Source organism: Acinetobacter sp. SWAC5 (genome assembly GCF_003419885.1).
Lineage (GTDB): Bacteria > Pseudomonadota > Gammaproteobacteria > Pseudomonadales > Moraxellaceae > Acinetobacter > Acinetobacter cumulans.
Genome location: NZ_QUWR01000007.1, coordinates 40,627 through 57,504 on the forward strand (window position 1 = coordinate 40,627; position 16,878 = coordinate 57,504).

Consider the following 16,878-nt stretch of genomic DNA (forward strand, 5'->3'; position numbering starts at 1 on the left):
ATATTATCCTGCAGAAAAAGATTCATTGTAATCGCATTTCAATAGGTTGAAGAATGACCAAAAAAAATGACTTTAAAATTGGACAATGCAAGCTTTGTTTAAAAGATGATACGACTTTAGTTGATAGTCACATCATCCCAGATTTTGTATTTCGGTGGTTGAAGAAAAATTCTTTTAACCGTTATTTACGTACAAGCATTGTGCCAAACAAAAGAGCTCAGGGGGGTATAACAGAAAAATTGCTGTGTGAGAAATGTGATAATGTGACATTTGGTGGGGAGCTAGAGGCTCCATTTGCGGATACTATATTTAATCCAATTTTGCTCAAACAAAAAGATAGTGAACCTTTTATCTACGACAAAGTGCTATTGCGATTCTGTGTCTCAGTATTATGGAGAGTTCTAATATTTGGTATAGAGGATGCAAAAAAAACTAAAGGATTGACAGTAAATTTAGATACAATAATTTTGGGAATGGAGGATTTAGCTAATCAGTGGAGGGAATATCTTGTAGACAATCAATCTAGCTGGACAGGCCTCAATGTTTATTTTTTACGTTTTGGAGGGGCTGGGCTAGACCCTAGAGATATTGGTCCAGGTATGCACACATACTCACAATTAACCATAGATATGGGGAGTTTTGTAGATCCATATATGTGGGAGCCAAAGATTTATGCGAAATTGGGTCCATTTGTAACATTTATTCCAATAACTGATTATTATTTGCCTTTGTGGGAAAAAGAGGGAATTTCATCACTTAACGAAAATGGTGGATTATTATCCTTTAAGGGAAGAAAGCTTCCAGAGCATTTTAAGCTTTTCATGCAACAAAGATCTGACTCTTCATCAGGTATGTTTCAACGAATGAGTGATATACAGAAGAGCAAAATATTAAAAATTAAAAATGAAAATCTAATAGAGTATGAGCAAAGCGATGAATACCTTTTGGCAATCAAGGATATTCAAGAGATTAATTTGCACGATCAAAGTTGAGACTTTGAATATCCTATTGTTCGAATTCAAACTTAATAAGCATTCTTGAATTTTTGATTGAAATAGGATTCCATTTAAATGGAATCTAAGCTATAGTTTTTCTATACTGGTCGTATTACGGTTTATCCGAGACCAAACAAGATTCTTAGTTGGTAAGTTGGTTTTAACACCAACTCCAACACTTGGAAGCTTGGACTTTTGTTCGCTGTTCAGCGTCTTTGCATTCCTTGCAGGCTGGCTATTCACGTTAATAGCCATTCAAAACAACCTTAAAAAGTTTAGAGGAGAAGAACAATGATCAATTTTAATTGGAAGAGAGCGTGGAGAGTTATGAGTGTGCTGTGGAGTGCAAAAAGCCTCGCGTGATCGTGTGAACAATGGTTTGAGTGGATGAGTTGAATAGCCCTCTGGGGTGAAAAACCCCCTCTCCACACCAAATTCAAAAAAGCTCGCCAAATGGTGGGCTTTTTTATTGCCTAGTGATTTTGATACACAAATAGATTTGTCTCTCAGAATTACCGAAAAAGGAGAATAAAAAATGCCAGCATTTGCTTAACCAGCTTTTAAGCTACGCCTAGGCCCCGCGAAAGAGGGTACAACCCATGCAGTTCATCGAGCATGAATAGGATATGCAGGAAAGTGAAATCAGAACTGGGAGTGATGCCCCACCCAAAAAAATGATAATGAAACCGAAAATTGATTAGTACCGTGCCTATTAGGTGGCAATCAAAGTAGGGAGTAGCTATGGACCACAGCATAGATCTTCTGTGGTGATCTAGCGCTATTAGCTCAGTTGGATAGAGCATCCGCCTTCTAAGTGGATGGTCACAGGTTCGAGTCCTGTATGGCGCGCCATTTTAAAGTTTTAGCGTTTTTATCGTAATGTAGATTGTGTTCTTTAGCATTGGGATTAGTTTGCCTCACATTGAGAATAATGACTGGTTTTTTTGACATTGTATATTCTCAAATAAAAGTCATAATAAAATTTTATTTTGAGCTTGAAGCGGAATGTCTATTTTAACGGTTAAGAAACTAGAAGATACTCTTAGTAAAATAGTGGTTGAAGGGAAAAAACCTGAAAAAATATTATTAGGATATAAAGCTTACGCAGAGTTAATGGATGATCGTAAGTTCTTTGAGACTGTAGCAGGCTCAGCAATGGATCCTAACAAACGAAAATACAAGAATATAAAAATCAAAGTTACCCAAGATGAATATCAATTTGAAGTTAAGTGCACCAAAGATTAGTTTCTTATAGAAATTTAAATTGTTAGTTGCTGATTATGTGGAAAATCATATTTTATTAAGATTTCCAAAATACTTGGTCTATATATTGATCAGCAAGAAATAAAAAAACTAAGATGTAAGAATCAGCGAATATAAACCTGCTTATTTTGAGAGAAATAAGCAGGTTTTTTAATAATAGAGATATTATTTATATAGCCTATAGACGATTTAAGAAGAGCATCAATTATTGGGTTTTTTAATTTTTAAAATGTTAGAGTGGGGGATAGCATTTAGGTAATTGGTTTTCATGATTGAATCATATAAATACATATACACACAATTTAGCATATTTGGCTCACTTCCTACGTATAAGGTCTATTTAGCAACAGGGGGCGGGAAAGCTAAATTTATTTTCGCAGACAACACATTTATATATGGAAATATTTCAGATTGGGCTTTAAATCACTCTGGCCTAAATACAAGAAAATCATTATGGTCTGAAGAGCCTAAATTGTTCTTAGAGAATGAGAAAGGCATGTTGCAAAAGTATCGAGATTTACATCCAGAATTTGTAACTGAGCCGAATAATATTCATAATTAAATATTTACTTAAATTATGCTTTAAATTTTATATTTTAAAATAAGGTTTGCTATATGTAGGTTTAAGGCGTATAAAGCTAACACATTGATGCGGGATGGAGCAGTCTGGTAGCTCGTCGGGCTCATAACCCGAAGGTCGTTGGTTCAAATCCAGCTCCCGCTACCAATAAAAAATTCAAAGTTTATAACCTAGATTGCTTAATGCTTTCTAGGTTTTTTTTTATGATGATTTAATTTCGCCGTGTTAAATTAATTTTGATGCTCCTATGTGCTGATTAATCAGAATATTTTCTTATTTAAATAATAAAGTTAGATAAAAATAGGTTATAGATGTTAAATCTGTTATAGTGAACTTGATCGAATCCGTAAGCGTAACGGTATTGTTTGAGTTGTTATAGGAACTGCGTATTCCCTTCAAAATTTCAGGCATTTATGTCGAATTCAAACAGTTAACGCATAGCATGAATTCGCAACATGCCGATCAAGAGAGGCCTACTGCTATTAGTAGGTTTCTCTAAAATTATATTTTCAAAATACTGTAAATATCATAAGTTTAAATACTTTCTTAAGTGAATTATTTCTAACCTATAATTGATTTTATCTTTAATATTTTCTTGTTTGCAAAAACTTATCATATGTGTCATTAAATGAACATTAAAAATGGCTGGACTACAGCCTTAGCGACTAATGGCGATGTCATTAAAGTAAATATTATTCCTTTAACTAAAGTCCAAAGTACGATGAAAGGTCATACTTGGGTTGAAGTTGCAAAACAAGTTGAGCTAGAGTCAGGGAAAAAAATTGAACTGAATTTAGACGGCAAGTCTTTTTATACTGAATTGAATAAACTTTATAAATTGTATTCTTAACTATCCCAAATTATTCAAATAATTGTAGGGTAAAATTTTTAATTTATTTTTTGTTTTTTATCTAATTAAACTCAGAGTATTTCGAATTTTCCTCTATTACAAAAAATCTCTAAGGAAAAATATATGTCTAATCTAACTACTGGTACTGTTAAGTGGTTTAACGATGCAAAAGGCTTTGGCTTTATCTCAGGCGATAATGGTAATGAGATTTTTGCTCATTACTCTCAGATCATGTCAAACGGCTTTAAAACGCTAATCGAAGGTCAGCGAGTACGGTTTTCAGTGTCGGAAAGTCAGCGTGGCTTGCAAGCAAGTGAAATTGTCGCGATTGATAATTAACTTATGAATACTCCATTAGAAAGAGTTCTAGTTGATGTCATTGATCAATATGGTGCTACATATACAGTTGATGCTATGTGCGAAAGAGCGAATGAGTTAAATAGTTTTGGTGAATGCATTAGATCGATAAATATAGATGATGAAGTGATTAAGCCTAGTTTTGACTTCCATTTTTATAGCGATAAAACCGGAAAGATTTTTAAACTTTCTTAATTTTGATAATGTAATTCAAGAAACCTCCTTCGGGAGGTTTTTTAATGGGTGAAATATGGAACTAGATGCATATAAGACCCTAACCAAAAAGTTACCACCTAAAAAGAAGCCACGCACAAAACCTTTACCTAAAGCCAAAGAAAAATATTTAGAAGCTGAAGAAACTCTATTCCAAGAATTAGAAGAACACTTGATTGGCTATGAGCGTAAATTTCAATTTGAATCAACAAGAAATTGGCGTTTTGATTTTCATATCGTAAAGCTAAGACTTTTGATCGAAATAGCAGGTAGTCCATGGGCTGTTGGTCGTGGTGGGAAAAGAATTGCTAACTCATTCCATAAGTATGATCTGGCTGAAGAGATGGGTTACAAGATTCAGCGTTTTGAGCCACATGCAATTGAGTCGGGTGGTGTGATTCGTTGGATCAAGTCGCAGTTAGAGGGATTACACGATGAAACTAAGAATATATAAAAAACTGTGCAGACAAGCGGTAGTAGTTCTGGTTCATGGCTTTGGATTTTCTCAAAATGACTTTAAGAATGATTCAAGTGGCGTCCCCTATGTTGTGATCGATGGGTGTTATGAGGAATTTGAACAATCAGCTTTAGATGAACTGTTGGCCATGATGGAGTGTCAAGATTTAGACATTGATGTCTACAGCCTAAAGGCTAATGCACGACTTATTAAAGAGGCTATTCAGTTTATCTATATACCGCCTCATCTAAACTCATTTTTCCGCGTTTAAAGAGCATATTAAAAATGGAACGGATCAGACCATTTCCACCTCAGGATCTGATTGATCAGGCAGATGAAGAGGAAGCTATACGCTTGACTCCAGCACCAGAGCTAAAAGAGTGGGTTTTGGCAAACTGGCTGACTTTAGGCGGTGAGCTTCATAATCCAGACCACGACCATATTGCTGAGTTACTACACGATGATGAAACCTTCCTTGCATTCGCTTGGGCCTCATCTGCCTGTATGGCTAAAAAGCGCATGGTATTGGGCCAATGTGAAAAAGTGATGTTTAACCAGGGTGGATGGAAAAAGGCTCGCCAAGAACAGCAAATGCGCGACTGGTTTGGCGCCGTACCTGTGTACCTCATAACAATTGATGCGACTTATTGTGAACAAGCTTCCGATCGTGACTTTTGTCGTTTAATCGAGCATGAGCTTTACCACATTGGTGTAGAGCGTGATGACGATGGCGAACCGATCTACAGTGATAACACTGGCTTACCTAAGCATTATTTAGCTGGCCATGACGTTGAGGTGTTCTTTGGTGAGACCAAACGCTGGGGCGCAGATGAAAATGTTAAGCGTCTAGTTGAAATTGTAAAACAGGCGCCGTTTGTGTCTGAAACCAGCATGGCCTCATGTTGTGGGACCTGTGTAATTAATTGAGCCTAGGGGCTCTTTTTTTGCCTATCTAGCGACACGTAGCGACACAAAGAGGAATTTATGGCAACACTTAAAGAGCCTGTAAAAATGTTTATTGTTCAGTCTCTTGCATGCCGTGACACCCCTCAAGAAGTCGCGGATCTTGTGAAGCAAGAGTTTGATCTGATTCTCGATCGATCTCAGGTTGCTTTGTACGATCCAACCAAGCAGCGCGGGAAAAACCTTAGCAAGAAATATGTTCAATTGTTTGAGAAAACTCGTCAGGATTTCGATGCAGGATTAATCGATATTCCAATTGCGAACAAGTTCTACCGTTTGAAAGAAATCCAAAAAATGTACGACGATTCTGGTAAAAATAAAATTGCAAAGCAGAAACTGTTGAAGCTTGCACATCAGGAAACTGATGGCAGAACAATTCGCCAGGAACACACTGGAAAAGATGGAGCGGATTTAGAAATCAAAATTATCCGTGAGTTTATTGATTAGGAGTGGCAGACGTGGAGCTAAGAATCAAAACTCCACGTTGGTCGAAGCCTTGGTTTAAGCCAGCACGCTATAAAGGTGCTCATGGTGGACGTGGTTCAGGTAAATCCCACTTCGTTGGTGAGCAACTGGTAGAGGAATGTGTAATTAATAAGGATCTACGCGCCGTATGCATCCGCGAGATCCAAAAGTCGATTAAATATTCCAGCAAGCAGTTAATTGAAGACAAGATAAAAGCATTAGGTGTAGGGCATTTATTTGATATCCAGCGCGACTTAATAAAACGCAAAGGCGGTGAAGGTGTGATCCTCTTTCAAGGTATGCAGGATCACACTGCAGACTCTATTAAGTCGCTTGAAGGCTTCAAAATCGCTTGGATTGAAGAAGCTAACCGACTTTCAGCAAAATCCCTTCGGTTGTTGCGCCCGACGATGCGTGCGGAAGGATCTCAAATTTGGGCGACGTGGAACCCCGAATCTAAAGATGACCCAATCGATGATTTTCTCCGTGGTGAGTTTGCGCCTGAAGACTCGATTGTGATTGAGATTAATATCAACAATAACCCATTTGCTCCGCAAACATTATTGGATGAGTACGAGGAAGATCGTAAGCGTGCCATTCGCATGCAGACTGCAGGTGATGAAAATGCATGGCCTATGTTTGAACATGTGTGGCATGGGGCATATTTAGAATTTAGTCAGGCGATTATTTTCTCAGGCCGTTATGTAGTTGATGAGTTTGAACCTGAGGATGATTGGACCGAAGTATTTTATGGTTCAGACTGGGGATTCTCTCAAGATCCGACGACCTTGAATAGAATTTTTATTCATGATGATGTGCTTTATATTCGAGATGAAGCACATCAAGTGGGTTGCGAAATAGACCACTTGCCACAGCTCTTTGATGAAGTACCAGGCGTTAGAACTCATAAAATCCGAGCGGATAATTCAAGGCCTGAGACTATCAGCTATATGAAGCGCCAAGGTTTCAAAATTGAAGCTGCAGATAAATGGCCTGGATCTGTCGAAGATGGCGTGACATTCATGAAGAAGTTTAAGCAAATCGTAATTCATCCAGAGTGCCCAGAGACAGCAAGAGAATTCAAACTTTACTCTTATAAGGTCAATCGTGCTGGTGATGTACTACCAGATATTCTTGATCTAAATAACCATCACATGGATGGTATTCGTTATGGCTTACAACCACTGATTAAAGGCCGAAATAGTAAAAAACCAGCTACAGCTGGAAGTCGTACATATCAATAGGAAAAATTATGGCAAAGTCTAAAAAGGGCAAAGCGTCAAAGAAGGCTTTGTCTAAGGGTGGTTTATATACTCAAGAAGCGATTTCAAACTTTTTCGTGCATTTCGGCCGACAGCCCGACAATGATGAAGTGTTACGTAAAGCAGGGATTACACGTCATAAGCTGAGGGTATTGCTGGATGATGATGAGATTGCGCAGGTAGTAGAGACGCGTATCGATGCGTTATTAGCTACGCCATTCCGCATAGAACCTAGTGATACTCCAGAGGCCGTACATCTAAAGGCTGAGCTTGATGAGTGGTACTTTGAGATCGCAGCAGGAGCATTGAATGCTTTGTTCTTTGGTTATTCAGTCCAAGAGGCTGTATATGAAGTAAAGCAAGAGGGATATCTAGGGTTGCAGTGGATTGGTGAAAAGCCAATGCAATGGTTTGAACCTAAAAATGATGGTCGCTTGATCTATCGTCAAGATGGAGGTGGTGCAGACCGGGAAGTTGATCAATTTTTAAAATTCTTCCTTACTCGCCGTAAAGCTACATTTGAACAGCCTTATGGCAAAGCATTACTGGCGACACTCTATTGGCTGTTCTTCTTCAAACAGAATGGGTTTAAGTTCTGGGCTAAATTCTTGGAGCGATTTGGTACACCTATCTTGCTAGGTAAGTGCAAAGACACTGAAACCGATGATATGAGTCAAGCGTTACTCAGTGCTCATGCACAAAGTGTACTTTCGATTGATATTGAGGATGATGTTCAGGTTCTATCAACTCAAGGATCTGGTTCAGCCAATGGTGCATTTGAGACATTCAATAAGACCTTAGCACAGCAGATTCAAAAGGTTGTACTGGGGCAGACGCTTACCAGTGGAACAGACGGTAAAGGTAGTTATGGCTTAGGTAAGGTTCATGAAAATGTTCGATTAGATAAACTCAAATCTGACATTCGATTAGTTACCCCTACACTTCAAGCTGTTGTAGATGCGCTATGTGTATTGAATGACTGGAAGCCACATAAGGTGCTTCTAGGGGAAAAAACCAAGCCGCTGAATAAGGAGCAGGCTGAGCGGGATACGCACTTAAAGAATGCTGGTGCGAATCTTTCAGAGTCATACTTCATTCGTGAGTATAACTTGCAAGAAGGTGACCTTAAGCCTGCTACAGAGCCTGTTCAGCAGGCTTTTTCCGCCTTACCCCATAAAGCATTTTCGTTTTCTGCTAGCACCAAAAAGCTTTCTGCAGAACAGCAAGAGGTTGAGGAGCTTACGGATGGCCAAGGTGAATTGCAACTATTGGAGCCAGGTCAAATAAAGGCGTTGGTATTCAAATCAGATGGCCCTGAAAGCCTAGCTTATAACTTAATGCAATTAATACCAGGTGCAACTCAGACTCAATTTACAGCCAATCTAGATCAAGCGTTATATGCTGCGGATGTATTGGGATATGTGACAGCTCAAAATGGGAAGTAAGTTATGCAACCAGTCACGTTTCTTGAAGCGCTACAGTATGCACATGACAAGAAGATCGTGCTACCTGATGAGTTTTACTCGATGGACTTAAAATCTCGGCAGATGGCGACTACGGTTAGTTTTTTGTCGAGTCTAGAGCAAGTCGAGACGGTGATTAAGTCACTGAATAAAACCTTGGCCAACGGTGGCACCTTTAAGGACTTTCGGGAGCTTGTAGCTGAATCTGAAATCATTTTGCCTAAACACTACTTAGACAACGTATTTCGCACCAATATACAAAGTGCATATAGCCATGGACGTTGGCAACAACAACAGAGGAATAAAGATAAACATCAATATCTGATGTATTCGGCGATCGATGATAGTCGCGTACGTCCCGCACATTTAGCTTTGAATCGTATTGTATTGCCGATTGATCACCCATTTTGGCTAACACATTATCCACCGCTTTCATTCCGTTGCCGATGCACTGTGATTGCTCTTACAGAGGCACAGGCACTTAAATACGGCATTACACCAGATGATAAGTTGCCTGAGGTTGCCGAGGCGTTGGATTGGAGTTCACATCCATTGCAGTTTGGAGAGTTTGAGGCATTGGTGGACCAGAAGATTTCTAAGTCAGTACTGGATAAGGAATACCTCCTCGAGCAGAAGGAAGCCATTAAAGCTGAATGGACTGCATCTAAAAAGCTGACCAGCCTTTTAGCTCCAATGAGTGATTCTAGCCGTGATCTATTTAATACGATTGCCGATACAGTTATCCCGTTAGATCCAACCATTAGGCCGAGTGCGATTAAAACGTTGTTGGATTATGTGCAAGGCAACGATGTGGCACTGACAGGCTATTTAAACCAGCCAGCCATAAGCTTGGCTGACGATGTTCTTAAGCGCTGGGTGAAGGAGGATATGGCAAAGATTCACGCCGTATCAGCTAATACTGCAGAAGTGATTTCGGGATCGACCACGCTGGCCTTTGCGACTTCGCTTGAGGTTGGGAAGGTGGTGACGCTAGATGCACCGATGTTATTGGCTGGGCAGTCTAATGTAATGATTCAGATTGAAAATGCTAAAGGTTTAGGAATTGATTTTGAAAAGTTGAACATGGACCAGGGCTTCCTAATACCAATAGGTTTGTCATTTGAGGTGGTTTCGATGGAGATGTTTGAGGGGCAGATGATTTACACCTTAAAGGCGTTACTGAATTAAATTGAAATTAACTAGAGACCGTCCGAAAGGGCGGTTTTTTTATGGAGCATGAAAATGCCAGATCCAAACGAAGAACGGCTTAAGTACTTATTCAATGCTCCTGCAATTGAAGTGCCAAAAGCCGAAGAAGGGCAAAAGCGGAAATTTAAAGGCACTGCGTATGCTGGTGGCCGTGTAGATGGTCACTGGTACTGGGGGCGTTCAGGTGTGGTTTTCGATCTTGATGGTATCGAGATTGATCAGCCTGCCGCTTTACTTGAAGAGCACTTTAGCTCAAGCCGAATTGGTGTAGTTCAAGCCGTAGATACCAATGGGAAGATTGACGTTTCAGGTGATTTCCTTACCAACCCAAAGGCGACTGAAATTGTTCAAGACTCTGACGATGGTTTTCCTTTCCAAATGTCCATGATGATCGATCCAGGATCAATTGAAGAAGTTTCCCAAGGTAAGACTGTCATTGTAAATGGCCAATCATTCGAAGGACCAATCACGGTATTTCGACAAAATCGTATTCGTGAATTCACAATTTGTTCCACTGGTGCTGATCGTAATACATCAATTAAAGCCTTTTCGGGCAAAACCAATCCAAATCCAACCAAAGAGGACACTGACGTGACCGAATTAGAACAAGCCAAAGAAGCTCAAGCGAAAGCCGAGCAAGAACGTGATGCCGCACAATCAGAGCTTAAAAAGTTCAAAGCTGATAAGCGTGAAAGTGACATTAAAGGTCTCGAAACATCTTTAAATAAGCAATTTAGCGCTGAAGAGAAGAAATCCTATACCGATATGGATGACAACACATTTGCATTCATGTCCCAGCAATTAACGCAATTTACAGCGGGTAGCCAACCACCAGCTGGACAGCACCAACAAACGCATCCTGCACCAAATGTAAATCCTGCCTTTGCACATTTATTCACTCATCAAGCGAATGGTGGGCAACAAGTGAATGGCGGTCAGCAAGGTACGGCTTTAGACCAAGCCTTTAGCCAATTTGCTGCGGCGCAACAAGGAGCAAAACAGTAATGAGCACAATTACTCAAACAATCACTACTACACAACTCGTAGTTGGTGATGGTGTTCGTACAGAGAATGCCAAAGTAAAGACAGCCACTGCATATAAGCGTGGAGATTTACTTAAGGTCGGAACAAACAATGTAGCTGATCATCCAATTGTCACTGAAGGTGCAGTAGGTGATTGGAATGCAATTGCAAATACCGATATGACCGCAGAGCAGGCAACCTATCATGCAACCAATGGTCTAGAAATGCCGATCTATGTGCAAGGTGCATTTGATATTGCTGTCGTGACTGTAAAAGGCATGCCACTCACCGAAGCGCAGTATGATGCCGTACGCGCCCAGGCCTTAATTAACAAAATTGAACTTCGTAAAGTCGTGGGGAAATAATACATGAGTCAGTCATTTACATTTCAAAATGCACCAGTAGAACTGTTGGATGTGCCACAGCTAGTATTGCTCACTGATACTACACAAAAGGTGGATACATGGTTGATGGATCGCTTCTTTCCACAGCGTGTCTCTTATACTAAAAAAGAAGTGCCAGTAGGTGAATTGAACACTGCAACACCACTGGCGCCGTTTGTTACGCCAACTGCTGCGGGTCGCCAAATTAAGGTTGGTGAATCTGGCAATGTGAAATTCGTTAAGCCTGCATACCTTAAGCCTATGATGACAGTCATGCCAAGTGATGTGCAAAATACTGCCTTAATTACTCAACTACGTAAATTTGGTGTTATTGCAACAGGTTCAAACCGTTTAAGTGATGCAGATCTTTTGCTTATTGACCAAGCGCAAAAGGCCTTATATCTGCGTCAGTCTATTGAAAATCGAAAACTACTGATTGCCCGTGATGTGTTGCTATATGGCAAAACAACGTTTGCTTCTGCAGATTTCCCAATGTATGAAGTGAATTATGAGCGTAATCCAGCATGTACGTTTGCGCCATTAATCAAATGGGGGCAAGCTGGTGCAACTCCAGTCAAAGATATTCAATCCATGATTGATTTATCTGTAGAACATTCAGGTACATCACCGAATATGGCTCTGACCACATCAAAGGTCTATAACACGTTGATTAAAGATCCAGAGTTTAAAGAAAAGTTTATTGCGCCGTATGCGGGTATTAGTGTTCCTTTAACTCCAACATTCGATCAAATGGATAAACCTCAATTCCGTGGCACGATTGATAATATTGAAATCTGGACATACGATGTTCAGCACAGTATTGGTGGTGGCACTCCAGAGCGTTTTATTCCTGAAGATTTCTTTGGCCTGATTTCAGATGCCAATGGTTGGATCGCGCACTGTGCTATTCAAAACGTAGAGGCTTTTGGTCAAGCTTTAGAATTCTATTTGAGCCAATGGCAAGAAAAGAACCCATCAAGTATTCAAATGTTAGCTGAATCGTCGCCATTGGCTATTCCTAACAATAAAAATGGCCTGGTTGGCGGTCGTGGGTTTGTATAAGGAAAATATCATGACAAAGTACATTGCGAAGCAGTCGCTTGGGCATTTCCGTCCAGGACAAGAAATCACAGGGCTTGAAGCTAAACAACTTCAGGCCCTTTTAGCATCTGGGGCTATTGAAGAATATCAAGAGCATCAGGAACAAAAGGCTGATAACACTGCTGCTAAATTAGCTAGCTTTGCCGCCGAAGTGGCAGAGCTGAAGGCAAATGAGGTAATTCTTATTGCTAGCAAAGAGCAGGCTGATAAAGAAGTGGTAGAGCTGAAGGCAAATGAGGTAATTCTTATTGCTGGCAAAGAGCAGGCTGATAAAGAAGTGGCAGAGCTGAAGGCGGAAGTTGACGGCTTGAAAAAATCACTGGCCACATCCGAAGCTGCCTTAAGGAAAGCCACTGCCGAAGCCAAGAAAGCTACTGCTGATAAGTAAGGTGATCTATGTATGCGACTGAAGTTGATTTAAAAACACGGTTTGGTTCGCAGGTGATTGATGATCTTAAGTTGGGGTGTGAAGGCGGGACAGATCCTGTTGATGTTGTGCAAGTCGCATTACAGGATGCTGAGGAAGAAATTAACGGCTACATCGGTGGCCGTTATTCTTTACCGCTTGCAAACGTACCATCGAATTTGAAGCGCATAGCGTGTGACATTGCACGCTACCGTCTTTACACAGAAGCTCCACTTGAACATATCACCAAGCTTTATGAAGAGGCTGTCAGTTTCTTGAAGTTGATCGCAACCAATAAAGCACATTTGCAAATTCAGAATGTGGAAACAAACGAGATTGTGAATGACACACCCAAAAATAAACCATCTACAGCGCCAATAGGCACGACTTATACAGGTGGTGTCTTTGGTGACGATGTCCTTGGAAAAATGCCGAGCATTAAGTGAGGTGATGTATGCCAGGCGCATTAATTGAAATCCGTGCCGATGGTGAGTCTGCTGTCGCTAAAGCTCTAAGTTTGTATGCTGACGTTGATAAACGTCAGTTGAGGCTTTATGAGCGCATGGGTGCAAAACTTGTCGACAATATCCGTAGACGGTGGGAGGTCGGAGAGGGCCTTTACGGGAAGTGGCCATTATCCGTCAGGGTGATGCGCCAAGGCGGGACAACACTCCGTGATACATCTCGACTTCTGGACTCTCTTACCAGTAACACAATTACTAATGGTTTTGAGGTTGGTACAGACATTGAGTATGGCGCGATCCACCACTTCGGTGGTGAGATTAAGCATGAGGCTCGTCAAGGCACGGTTTACTTCCGACAGAACCAAAAGACAGGTGTTGTCGGTAATCGCTTTGTTCGTCAAACACGATCTAACTTTGCTCAAGATGTGACTGTCGGTGCTTATACCGTAAAAATTCCTGCACGTGCATGGCTAGGTTTAACCCGCGACGATGAGCAGGACCTATTAAACATTATTGAGGATGTAGTGCTGGATGAGTGACGAAAATCTATATGCGGTACGTGACGAAATAGTAGAGCGCCTCGAGCATTTCATGGGTGAATGGGGTGTAAAGAAAATCTATACACCTAAGAATTTGGGTATGACAACTGAGTTGTCACAAATCACTCCGAATATCCAAGTCAATTTTCGCCGTACCAAAAGTGCAGGAGTGGTGAGCAAAGGCGATGCGCTCAAACTGAAAGTAATTTGGGAAGTAACGGCTTGCTGTAAGCATGCGGCATCACAGGTAACAGATGGTTCGAAAGCATTCGATATGGCTGGTGACTTAACAATCAAGATCATCAAAAAATTAAGTGGATGGGAACCTTCATCCAGCGCTGAGCCATTGATATACGTAAATACCGAAGAAGATATCTCTAAAAGCTGTGTTTACTCAACAGTGGTGTTGGAGTCTGAGTTATTTATTCAAACAGAACCTGATTAAGGAAGCTTATGAAATTGAAATACAAAGCCCTAAAGCCAATTGGCCCATGGGTGAAAGGTCAAACTGTTGGTGATCTACCCCAAGAAAAAATTAAACAGCTTTTAGAGGATGGCGTGATTGAAACAATCAAACCTGACTCTAAAGCAGAAGTTAAGCCAAAAACTAAAGAGGTGCCTGCAAATGGCTAAGAAGTATATTTCATTACGTGGCAAGTTCTCACTCGCTCCGATTATTGAAGGTGTAGTTGGTGCTATGCGTGAACTGGGAAATATTCCTGACTTTACGTTAGAAATCACTGCGGAAAAAATTGAGCATACAGAATCTATGTCTGGCGATGACACCACTGATTTGGTTTTATACAACACTACAGCAGTGTCATTTAGCGGTACTCTTGAACAGCTTGATCCCGAAAATTTGGCGTATATTCTGTCTGGTAAAAATGTAGCAGTGAATACGAAAACTGTAGCAGATTTGGATTTAGGTGCTGTTACGAAAGGTCAAAAGATTAAGCTGGATGGATTTAATCTCACCACGCCAACAGTTACAGATGGCGAGTCACCAGCAGTTACTATTGAATCAACAAAATACAAGCTAGATACGGTTTACGGAACTATCGAATTTCTTGAAGATCTGCCAAAGGTTGTGATTGGCTACAAGACTGGTGCAGTGACACATACCACGATTGCATCTGACTTCGGTAAGGAGTACGCGCTGTTTTTTGAAGGTATCGATAAAATTAGCAAAGAAAAAGTGTTTCTGGCCCTACATCGTACTGTGAAGTCACCTGATTCAAGCTTTGGCTTAATTCATGAAGAGTTTGGTTCATACGAAATCAGCGGTGATGCCTTGGGCGACCTATCAAAAGATAAAGATGGTGCACTTGGTCTATATGGTTATTACACGCAGATTCCAAAAGTTGCATAAACATATACAGGCACTTAAATAGGATGCATTAGGCATCTTTTTTTGTGCCTATAAAAAGCAAAAGCCCAACGATTGCAGTCGCTGGGCTTTTTTATTTCCACCCGCCAGATAAAAGCAAGGGAAAGAAACTTGTGGTTGAAATTATAGCAGTAGTTTTACACAAAGTAGAGGTTGTAATGGAAAAACATGGTTATTGGAAAGTAACAGGTGCCATTTTAATGGGTATTTTCATCTGGCAACTCTCAAATATTATTAATGCATTTGTGGCTCTAGCGAAGGTATTTCAATGAATGATTTTTTTATTGCCTCAAATCGACCTATTAAAGTAGGTGAATTATCGGTGCACCAACTGCAGATGCATAACTTTGATGAGTGGTCAGGTGCGGCGCAGGTAATTAAAGACTTTTTGAATGACCATCCAGATGAAACCACACGAAAGATCTTTGATGCTCATTTGTTTGAATCAACTCAATTGATTGCTCATTCATTGAAATCCAGTATTGAGCAGGTCATTGAGTTATTTAAGAGTGATGCGCAAATCATCACTCAATTGCTGGATGCTGTGATTAATGTAAATCATGCTTTTTTCTCAGAGCCGAAGCCTAAACATCGTGATGATTTAGATCCTCGCAAAAAGAGTAACTGGTTCGATGTGTTTCAGATGCTGGTATCGAATGGTCATCAGCCTGAAAGTATTATGCAGATGAGTTACGGCTCATTCCGCTATTATCTTAAAGCGACTCAAAAAGCTGAACGTATGAAGATGCGTAATTTAGCGATCGCAACTAGGGCACAAAATGTAATAAATAAGAAGTTTAATGAATTTATTAAATCACTTGAGAAAGATCAGTAATTTTTACATTGTGGTGTGAATTTGATCACTGTAATATTCAGTAAATACTTAAAACACAGGGGAATATAGTGAAAAAACTACTTGCTGGCTTGCTGATAATTTCATCAATTTCCGCTATGGCTGCGGAAACGCAAAGCTTTCGTGTAGGTGGTGATATTGTACAAGTTGGGGATTCAATTGGTTCGTTGCTTATCAAGGCTGGAAAACCTATTCACCAACATACATATACGATTGATACACGAAACAATACCTCTATTTCTGTAACGGATTATGTATATTCCGTTGGTAATGAGATTTATACAGTCACGATTCGTGAGGGACGTGTTTCAAAGATCACTTGGGAACGTCGCTAAGGGGTAGATGGCAAATAAATGCGGTTAACAGAGAAACTAAATAACCATCGTTCGCGGTGGTTTTTTTATGCCCAAAGAAAAACCCCGACGTTGGAAGCATCGGGGTTTTATTTTTTCCAATCTACAGAGCGAGCAAAGAGGAAAAGTATCTATGCCTGAAAGTATAACAGTGATTATTAAATTTGTAGAGGCAATCATGGATAAATATGATTTCTGGAAAGTAACACTCATCATCATATTAATGATACTTGCATGGAAATCCCCTGAATTGGTATCAGCAATCAAAGCTTAAGCCGGCCCAATACGAGGT

Annotated in this window: 26 protein-coding genes and 2 tRNA genes; all 28 read left to right on the forward strand. The window is 40.2% G+C overall.

Annotation, left to right across the window (positions count from 1 at the left end):
* Positions 1 to 53 precede the first annotated feature (53 nt).
* The 28 genes from DYI81_RS06665 (at position 54) to DYI81_RS06800 (ending at position 16,860) form a co-directional block, all read left to right on the forward strand.
* Positions 54 to 992: a hypothetical protein gene (locus tag DYI81_RS06665; RefSeq protein WP_117007061.1), complete on the forward strand. Its 939-nt coding sequence runs from the start codon at positions 54 to 56 to the stop codon at positions 990 to 992.
* Positions 993 to 1,770: 778 nt separating this feature from the next.
* Positions 1,771 to 1,847, forward strand: a tRNA-Arg gene (locus tag DYI81_RS06670).
* Positions 1,848 to 2,000: 153 nt separating this feature from the next.
* Positions 2,001 to 2,240, forward strand: coding sequence for a hypothetical protein (locus tag DYI81_RS06675; RefSeq protein ID WP_117007062.1), 240 nt, complete (start codon positions 2,001 to 2,003; stop codon positions 2,238 to 2,240).
* A gap of 286 nt (positions 2,241 to 2,526) precedes the next feature.
* Positions 2,527 to 2,820 (forward strand): hypothetical protein, encoded by a 294-nt coding sequence (locus DYI81_RS06680; RefSeq protein ID WP_117007063.1) that lies wholly within the window; start codon positions 2,527 to 2,529, stop codon positions 2,818 to 2,820.
* A gap of 88 nt (positions 2,821 to 2,908) precedes the next feature.
* A tRNA-Met gene (locus tag DYI81_RS06685) sits at positions 2,909 to 2,985 on the forward strand.
* 481 nt (positions 2,986 to 3,466) lie between these two features.
* Positions 3,467 to 3,688, forward strand: a complete 222-nt coding sequence (locus tag DYI81_RS06690) for a transposase (RefSeq protein ID WP_117007064.1) — start codon at positions 3,467 to 3,469, stop codon at positions 3,686 to 3,688.
* A 123-nt stretch (positions 3,689 to 3,811) separates the two neighbouring features.
* Positions 3,812 to 4,027 (forward strand): cold-shock protein, encoded by a 216-nt coding sequence (locus tag DYI81_RS06695; protein WP_117007065.1) that lies wholly within the window; start codon positions 3,812 to 3,814, stop codon positions 4,025 to 4,027.
* A 3-nt stretch (positions 4,028 to 4,030) separates the two neighbouring features.
* Positions 4,031 to 4,240, forward strand: a complete 210-nt coding sequence (locus DYI81_RS06700) for a hypothetical protein (RefSeq protein ID WP_117007066.1) — start codon at positions 4,031 to 4,033, stop codon at positions 4,238 to 4,240.
* Positions 4,241 to 4,295: 55 nt separating this feature from the next.
* Positions 4,296 to 4,712: a hypothetical protein gene (locus DYI81_RS06705; RefSeq protein WP_117007067.1), complete on the forward strand. Its 417-nt coding sequence runs from the start codon at positions 4,296 to 4,298 to the stop codon at positions 4,710 to 4,712.
* Complete coding sequence (locus DYI81_RS06710; protein ID WP_117007068.1) at positions 4,693 to 4,986, forward strand: hypothetical protein; 294 nt, start codon at positions 4,693 to 4,695, stop codon at positions 4,984 to 4,986. Before DYI81_RS06705 ends, DYI81_RS06710 begins: the two co-directional genes overlap by 20 nt.
* Positions 4,987 to 5,000: 14 nt before the next feature.
* Positions 5,001 to 5,642 (forward strand): putative metallopeptidase, encoded by a 642-nt coding sequence (locus DYI81_RS06715; RefSeq protein WP_117007069.1) that lies wholly within the window; start codon positions 5,001 to 5,003, stop codon positions 5,640 to 5,642.
* 57 nt (positions 5,643 to 5,699) lie between these two features.
* Positions 5,700 to 6,125 (forward strand): DUF2280 domain-containing protein, encoded by a 426-nt coding sequence (locus DYI81_RS06720; protein WP_117007070.1) that lies wholly within the window; start codon positions 5,700 to 5,702, stop codon positions 6,123 to 6,125.
* Between the two features lie 11 nt (positions 6,126 to 6,136).
* Positions 6,137 to 7,387, forward strand: coding sequence for a PBSX family phage terminase large subunit (locus DYI81_RS06725; RefSeq protein ID WP_117007162.1), 1,251 nt, complete (start codon positions 6,137 to 6,139; stop codon positions 7,385 to 7,387).
* Positions 7,388 to 7,395: 8 nt separating this feature from the next.
* Complete coding sequence (locus tag DYI81_RS06730) at positions 7,396 to 8,850, forward strand: DUF935 family protein (protein WP_117007071.1); 1,455 nt, start codon at positions 7,396 to 7,398, stop codon at positions 8,848 to 8,850.
* A gap of 3 nt (positions 8,851 to 8,853) precedes the next feature.
* The gene (locus tag DYI81_RS06735; RefSeq protein ID WP_117007072.1) at positions 8,854 to 10,056 is read left to right on the forward strand and encodes a phage minor head protein; all 1,203 of its coding nucleotides are present in this window, start codon (positions 8,854 to 8,856) and stop codon (positions 10,054 to 10,056) included.
* 54 nt (positions 10,057 to 10,110) lie between these two features.
* Positions 10,111 to 11,082, forward strand: a complete 972-nt coding sequence (locus tag DYI81_RS06740; RefSeq protein ID WP_117007073.1) for a hypothetical protein — start codon at positions 10,111 to 10,113, stop codon at positions 11,080 to 11,082.
* The gene (locus DYI81_RS06745; RefSeq protein ID WP_117007074.1) at positions 11,082 to 11,465 is read left to right on the forward strand and encodes a hypothetical protein; all 384 of its coding nucleotides are present in this window, start codon (positions 11,082 to 11,084) and stop codon (positions 11,463 to 11,465) included. The genes DYI81_RS06740 and DYI81_RS06745 overlap by 1 nt, the downstream gene beginning before the upstream one ends.
* Positions 11,466 to 11,468: 3 nt before the next feature.
* Positions 11,469 to 12,545, forward strand: a complete 1,077-nt coding sequence (locus DYI81_RS06750; protein WP_117007075.1) for a major capsid protein — start codon at positions 11,469 to 11,471, stop codon at positions 12,543 to 12,545.
* A gap of 10 nt (positions 12,546 to 12,555) precedes the next feature.
* Entirely contained in the window at positions 12,556 to 12,972 is a 417-nt protein-coding gene (locus DYI81_RS06755; protein WP_117007076.1) for a hypothetical protein, read from the forward strand.
* A gap of 8 nt (positions 12,973 to 12,980) precedes the next feature.
* On the forward strand, positions 12,981 to 13,436 hold the full coding sequence (locus DYI81_RS06760; protein WP_117007077.1) for a DUF1320 domain-containing protein: 456 nt from the start codon (positions 12,981 to 12,983) through the stop codon (positions 13,434 to 13,436).
* Between the two features lie 8 nt (positions 13,437 to 13,444).
* Positions 13,445 to 13,993, forward strand: a complete 549-nt coding sequence (locus DYI81_RS06765) for a phage virion morphogenesis protein (protein ID WP_117007078.1) — start codon at positions 13,445 to 13,447, stop codon at positions 13,991 to 13,993.
* Positions 13,986 to 14,438 (forward strand): hypothetical protein, encoded by a 453-nt coding sequence (locus tag DYI81_RS06770; protein ID WP_117007079.1) that lies wholly within the window; start codon positions 13,986 to 13,988, stop codon positions 14,436 to 14,438. The genes DYI81_RS06765 and DYI81_RS06770 overlap by 8 nt, the downstream gene beginning before the upstream one ends.
* Before the next feature lie 8 nt (positions 14,439 to 14,446).
* Positions 14,447 to 14,626 (forward strand): hypothetical protein, encoded by a 180-nt coding sequence (locus DYI81_RS06775; RefSeq protein WP_117007080.1) that lies wholly within the window; start codon positions 14,447 to 14,449, stop codon positions 14,624 to 14,626.
* Positions 14,619 to 15,362 (forward strand): hypothetical protein, encoded by a 744-nt coding sequence (locus tag DYI81_RS06780; protein ID WP_117007081.1) that lies wholly within the window; start codon positions 14,619 to 14,621, stop codon positions 15,360 to 15,362. The genes DYI81_RS06775 and DYI81_RS06780 overlap by 8 nt, the downstream gene beginning before the upstream one ends.
* A gap of 44 nt (positions 15,363 to 15,406) precedes the next feature.
* Positions 15,407 to 15,652, forward strand: a complete 246-nt coding sequence (locus DYI81_RS06785) for a hypothetical protein (protein WP_117007082.1) — start codon at positions 15,407 to 15,409, stop codon at positions 15,650 to 15,652.
* Positions 15,649 to 16,215, forward strand: a complete 567-nt coding sequence (locus DYI81_RS06790) for a hypothetical protein (protein WP_117007083.1) — start codon at positions 15,649 to 15,651, stop codon at positions 16,213 to 16,215. Before DYI81_RS06785 ends, DYI81_RS06790 begins: the two co-directional genes overlap by 4 nt.
* A gap of 116 nt (positions 16,216 to 16,331) precedes the next feature.
* Positions 16,332 to 16,568: a DUF2845 domain-containing protein gene (locus tag DYI81_RS06795; protein ID WP_240627366.1), complete on the forward strand. Its 237-nt coding sequence runs from the start codon at positions 16,332 to 16,334 to the stop codon at positions 16,566 to 16,568.
* A 67-nt stretch (positions 16,569 to 16,635) separates the two neighbouring features.
* Positions 16,636 to 16,860, forward strand: a complete 225-nt coding sequence (locus DYI81_RS06800) for a hypothetical protein (protein WP_117007085.1) — start codon at positions 16,636 to 16,638, stop codon at positions 16,858 to 16,860.
* Positions 16,861 to 16,878: the final 18 nt, after the last annotated feature.

Coding starts and splice junctions, on each gene's coding strand:
- DYI81_RS06735 (WP_117007072.1), top strand. CDS start 8,854: ATGCAACCAGTCACGTTTCTTGAAGCGCTACAGTATGCACATGACAAG.
- DYI81_RS06700 (WP_117007066.1), top strand. CDS start 4,031: ATGAATACTCCATTAGAAAGAGTTCTAGTTGATGTCATTGATCAATAT.
- DYI81_RS06695 (WP_117007065.1), top strand. CDS start 3,812: ATGTCTAATCTAACTACTGGTACTGTTAAGTGGTTTAACGATGCAAAA.
- DYI81_RS06790 (WP_117007083.1), top strand. CDS start 15,649: ATGAATGATTTTTTTATTGCCTCAAATCGACCTATTAAAGTAGGTGAA.
- DYI81_RS06720 (WP_117007070.1), top strand. CDS start 5,700: ATGGCAACACTTAAAGAGCCTGTAAAAATGTTTATTGTTCAGTCTCTT.
- DYI81_RS06795 (WP_240627366.1), top strand. CDS start 16,332: ATGGCTGCGGAAACGCAAAGCTTTCGTGTAGGTGGTGATATTGTACAA.
- DYI81_RS06760 (WP_117007077.1), top strand. CDS start 12,981: ATGTATGCGACTGAAGTTGATTTAAAAACACGGTTTGGTTCGCAGGTG.
- DYI81_RS06690 (WP_117007064.1), top strand. CDS start 3,467: ATGAACATTAAAAATGGCTGGACTACAGCCTTAGCGACTAATGGCGAT.
- DYI81_RS06740 (WP_117007073.1), top strand. CDS start 10,111: ATGCCAGATCCAAACGAAGAACGGCTTAAGTACTTATTCAATGCTCCT.
- DYI81_RS06755 (WP_117007076.1), top strand. CDS start 12,556: ATGACAAAGTACATTGCGAAGCAGTCGCTTGGGCATTTCCGTCCAGGA.
- DYI81_RS06710 (WP_117007068.1), top strand. CDS start 4,693: ATGAAACTAAGAATATATAAAAAACTGTGCAGACAAGCGGTAGTAGTT.
- DYI81_RS06675 (WP_117007062.1), top strand. CDS start 2,001: ATGTCTATTTTAACGGTTAAGAAACTAGAAGATACTCTTAGTAAAATA.
- DYI81_RS06765 (WP_117007078.1), top strand. CDS start 13,445: ATGCCAGGCGCATTAATTGAAATCCGTGCCGATGGTGAGTCTGCTGTC.
- DYI81_RS06770 (WP_117007079.1), top strand. CDS start 13,986: ATGAGTGACGAAAATCTATATGCGGTACGTGACGAAATAGTAGAGCGC.
- DYI81_RS06715 (WP_117007069.1), top strand. CDS start 5,001: ATGGAACGGATCAGACCATTTCCACCTCAGGATCTGATTGATCAGGCA.
- DYI81_RS06745 (WP_117007074.1), top strand. CDS start 11,082: ATGAGCACAATTACTCAAACAATCACTACTACACAACTCGTAGTTGGT.
- DYI81_RS06775 (WP_117007080.1), top strand. CDS start 14,447: ATGAAATTGAAATACAAAGCCCTAAAGCCAATTGGCCCATGGGTGAAA.
- DYI81_RS06800 (WP_117007085.1), top strand. CDS start 16,636: ATGCCCAAAGAAAAACCCCGACGTTGGAAGCATCGGGGTTTTATTTTT.
- DYI81_RS06780 (WP_117007081.1), top strand. CDS start 14,619: ATGGCTAAGAAGTATATTTCATTACGTGGCAAGTTCTCACTCGCTCCG.
- DYI81_RS06665 (WP_117007061.1), top strand. CDS start 54: ATGACCAAAAAAAATGACTTTAAAATTGGACAATGCAAGCTTTGTTTA.
- DYI81_RS06680 (WP_117007063.1), top strand. CDS start 2,527: ATGATTGAATCATATAAATACATATACACACAATTTAGCATATTTGGC.
- DYI81_RS06750 (WP_117007075.1), top strand. CDS start 11,469: ATGAGTCAGTCATTTACATTTCAAAATGCACCAGTAGAACTGTTGGAT.
- DYI81_RS06730 (WP_117007071.1), top strand. CDS start 7,396: ATGGCAAAGTCTAAAAAGGGCAAAGCGTCAAAGAAGGCTTTGTCTAAG.
- DYI81_RS06705 (WP_117007067.1), top strand. CDS start 4,296: ATGGAACTAGATGCATATAAGACCCTAACCAAAAAGTTACCACCTAAA.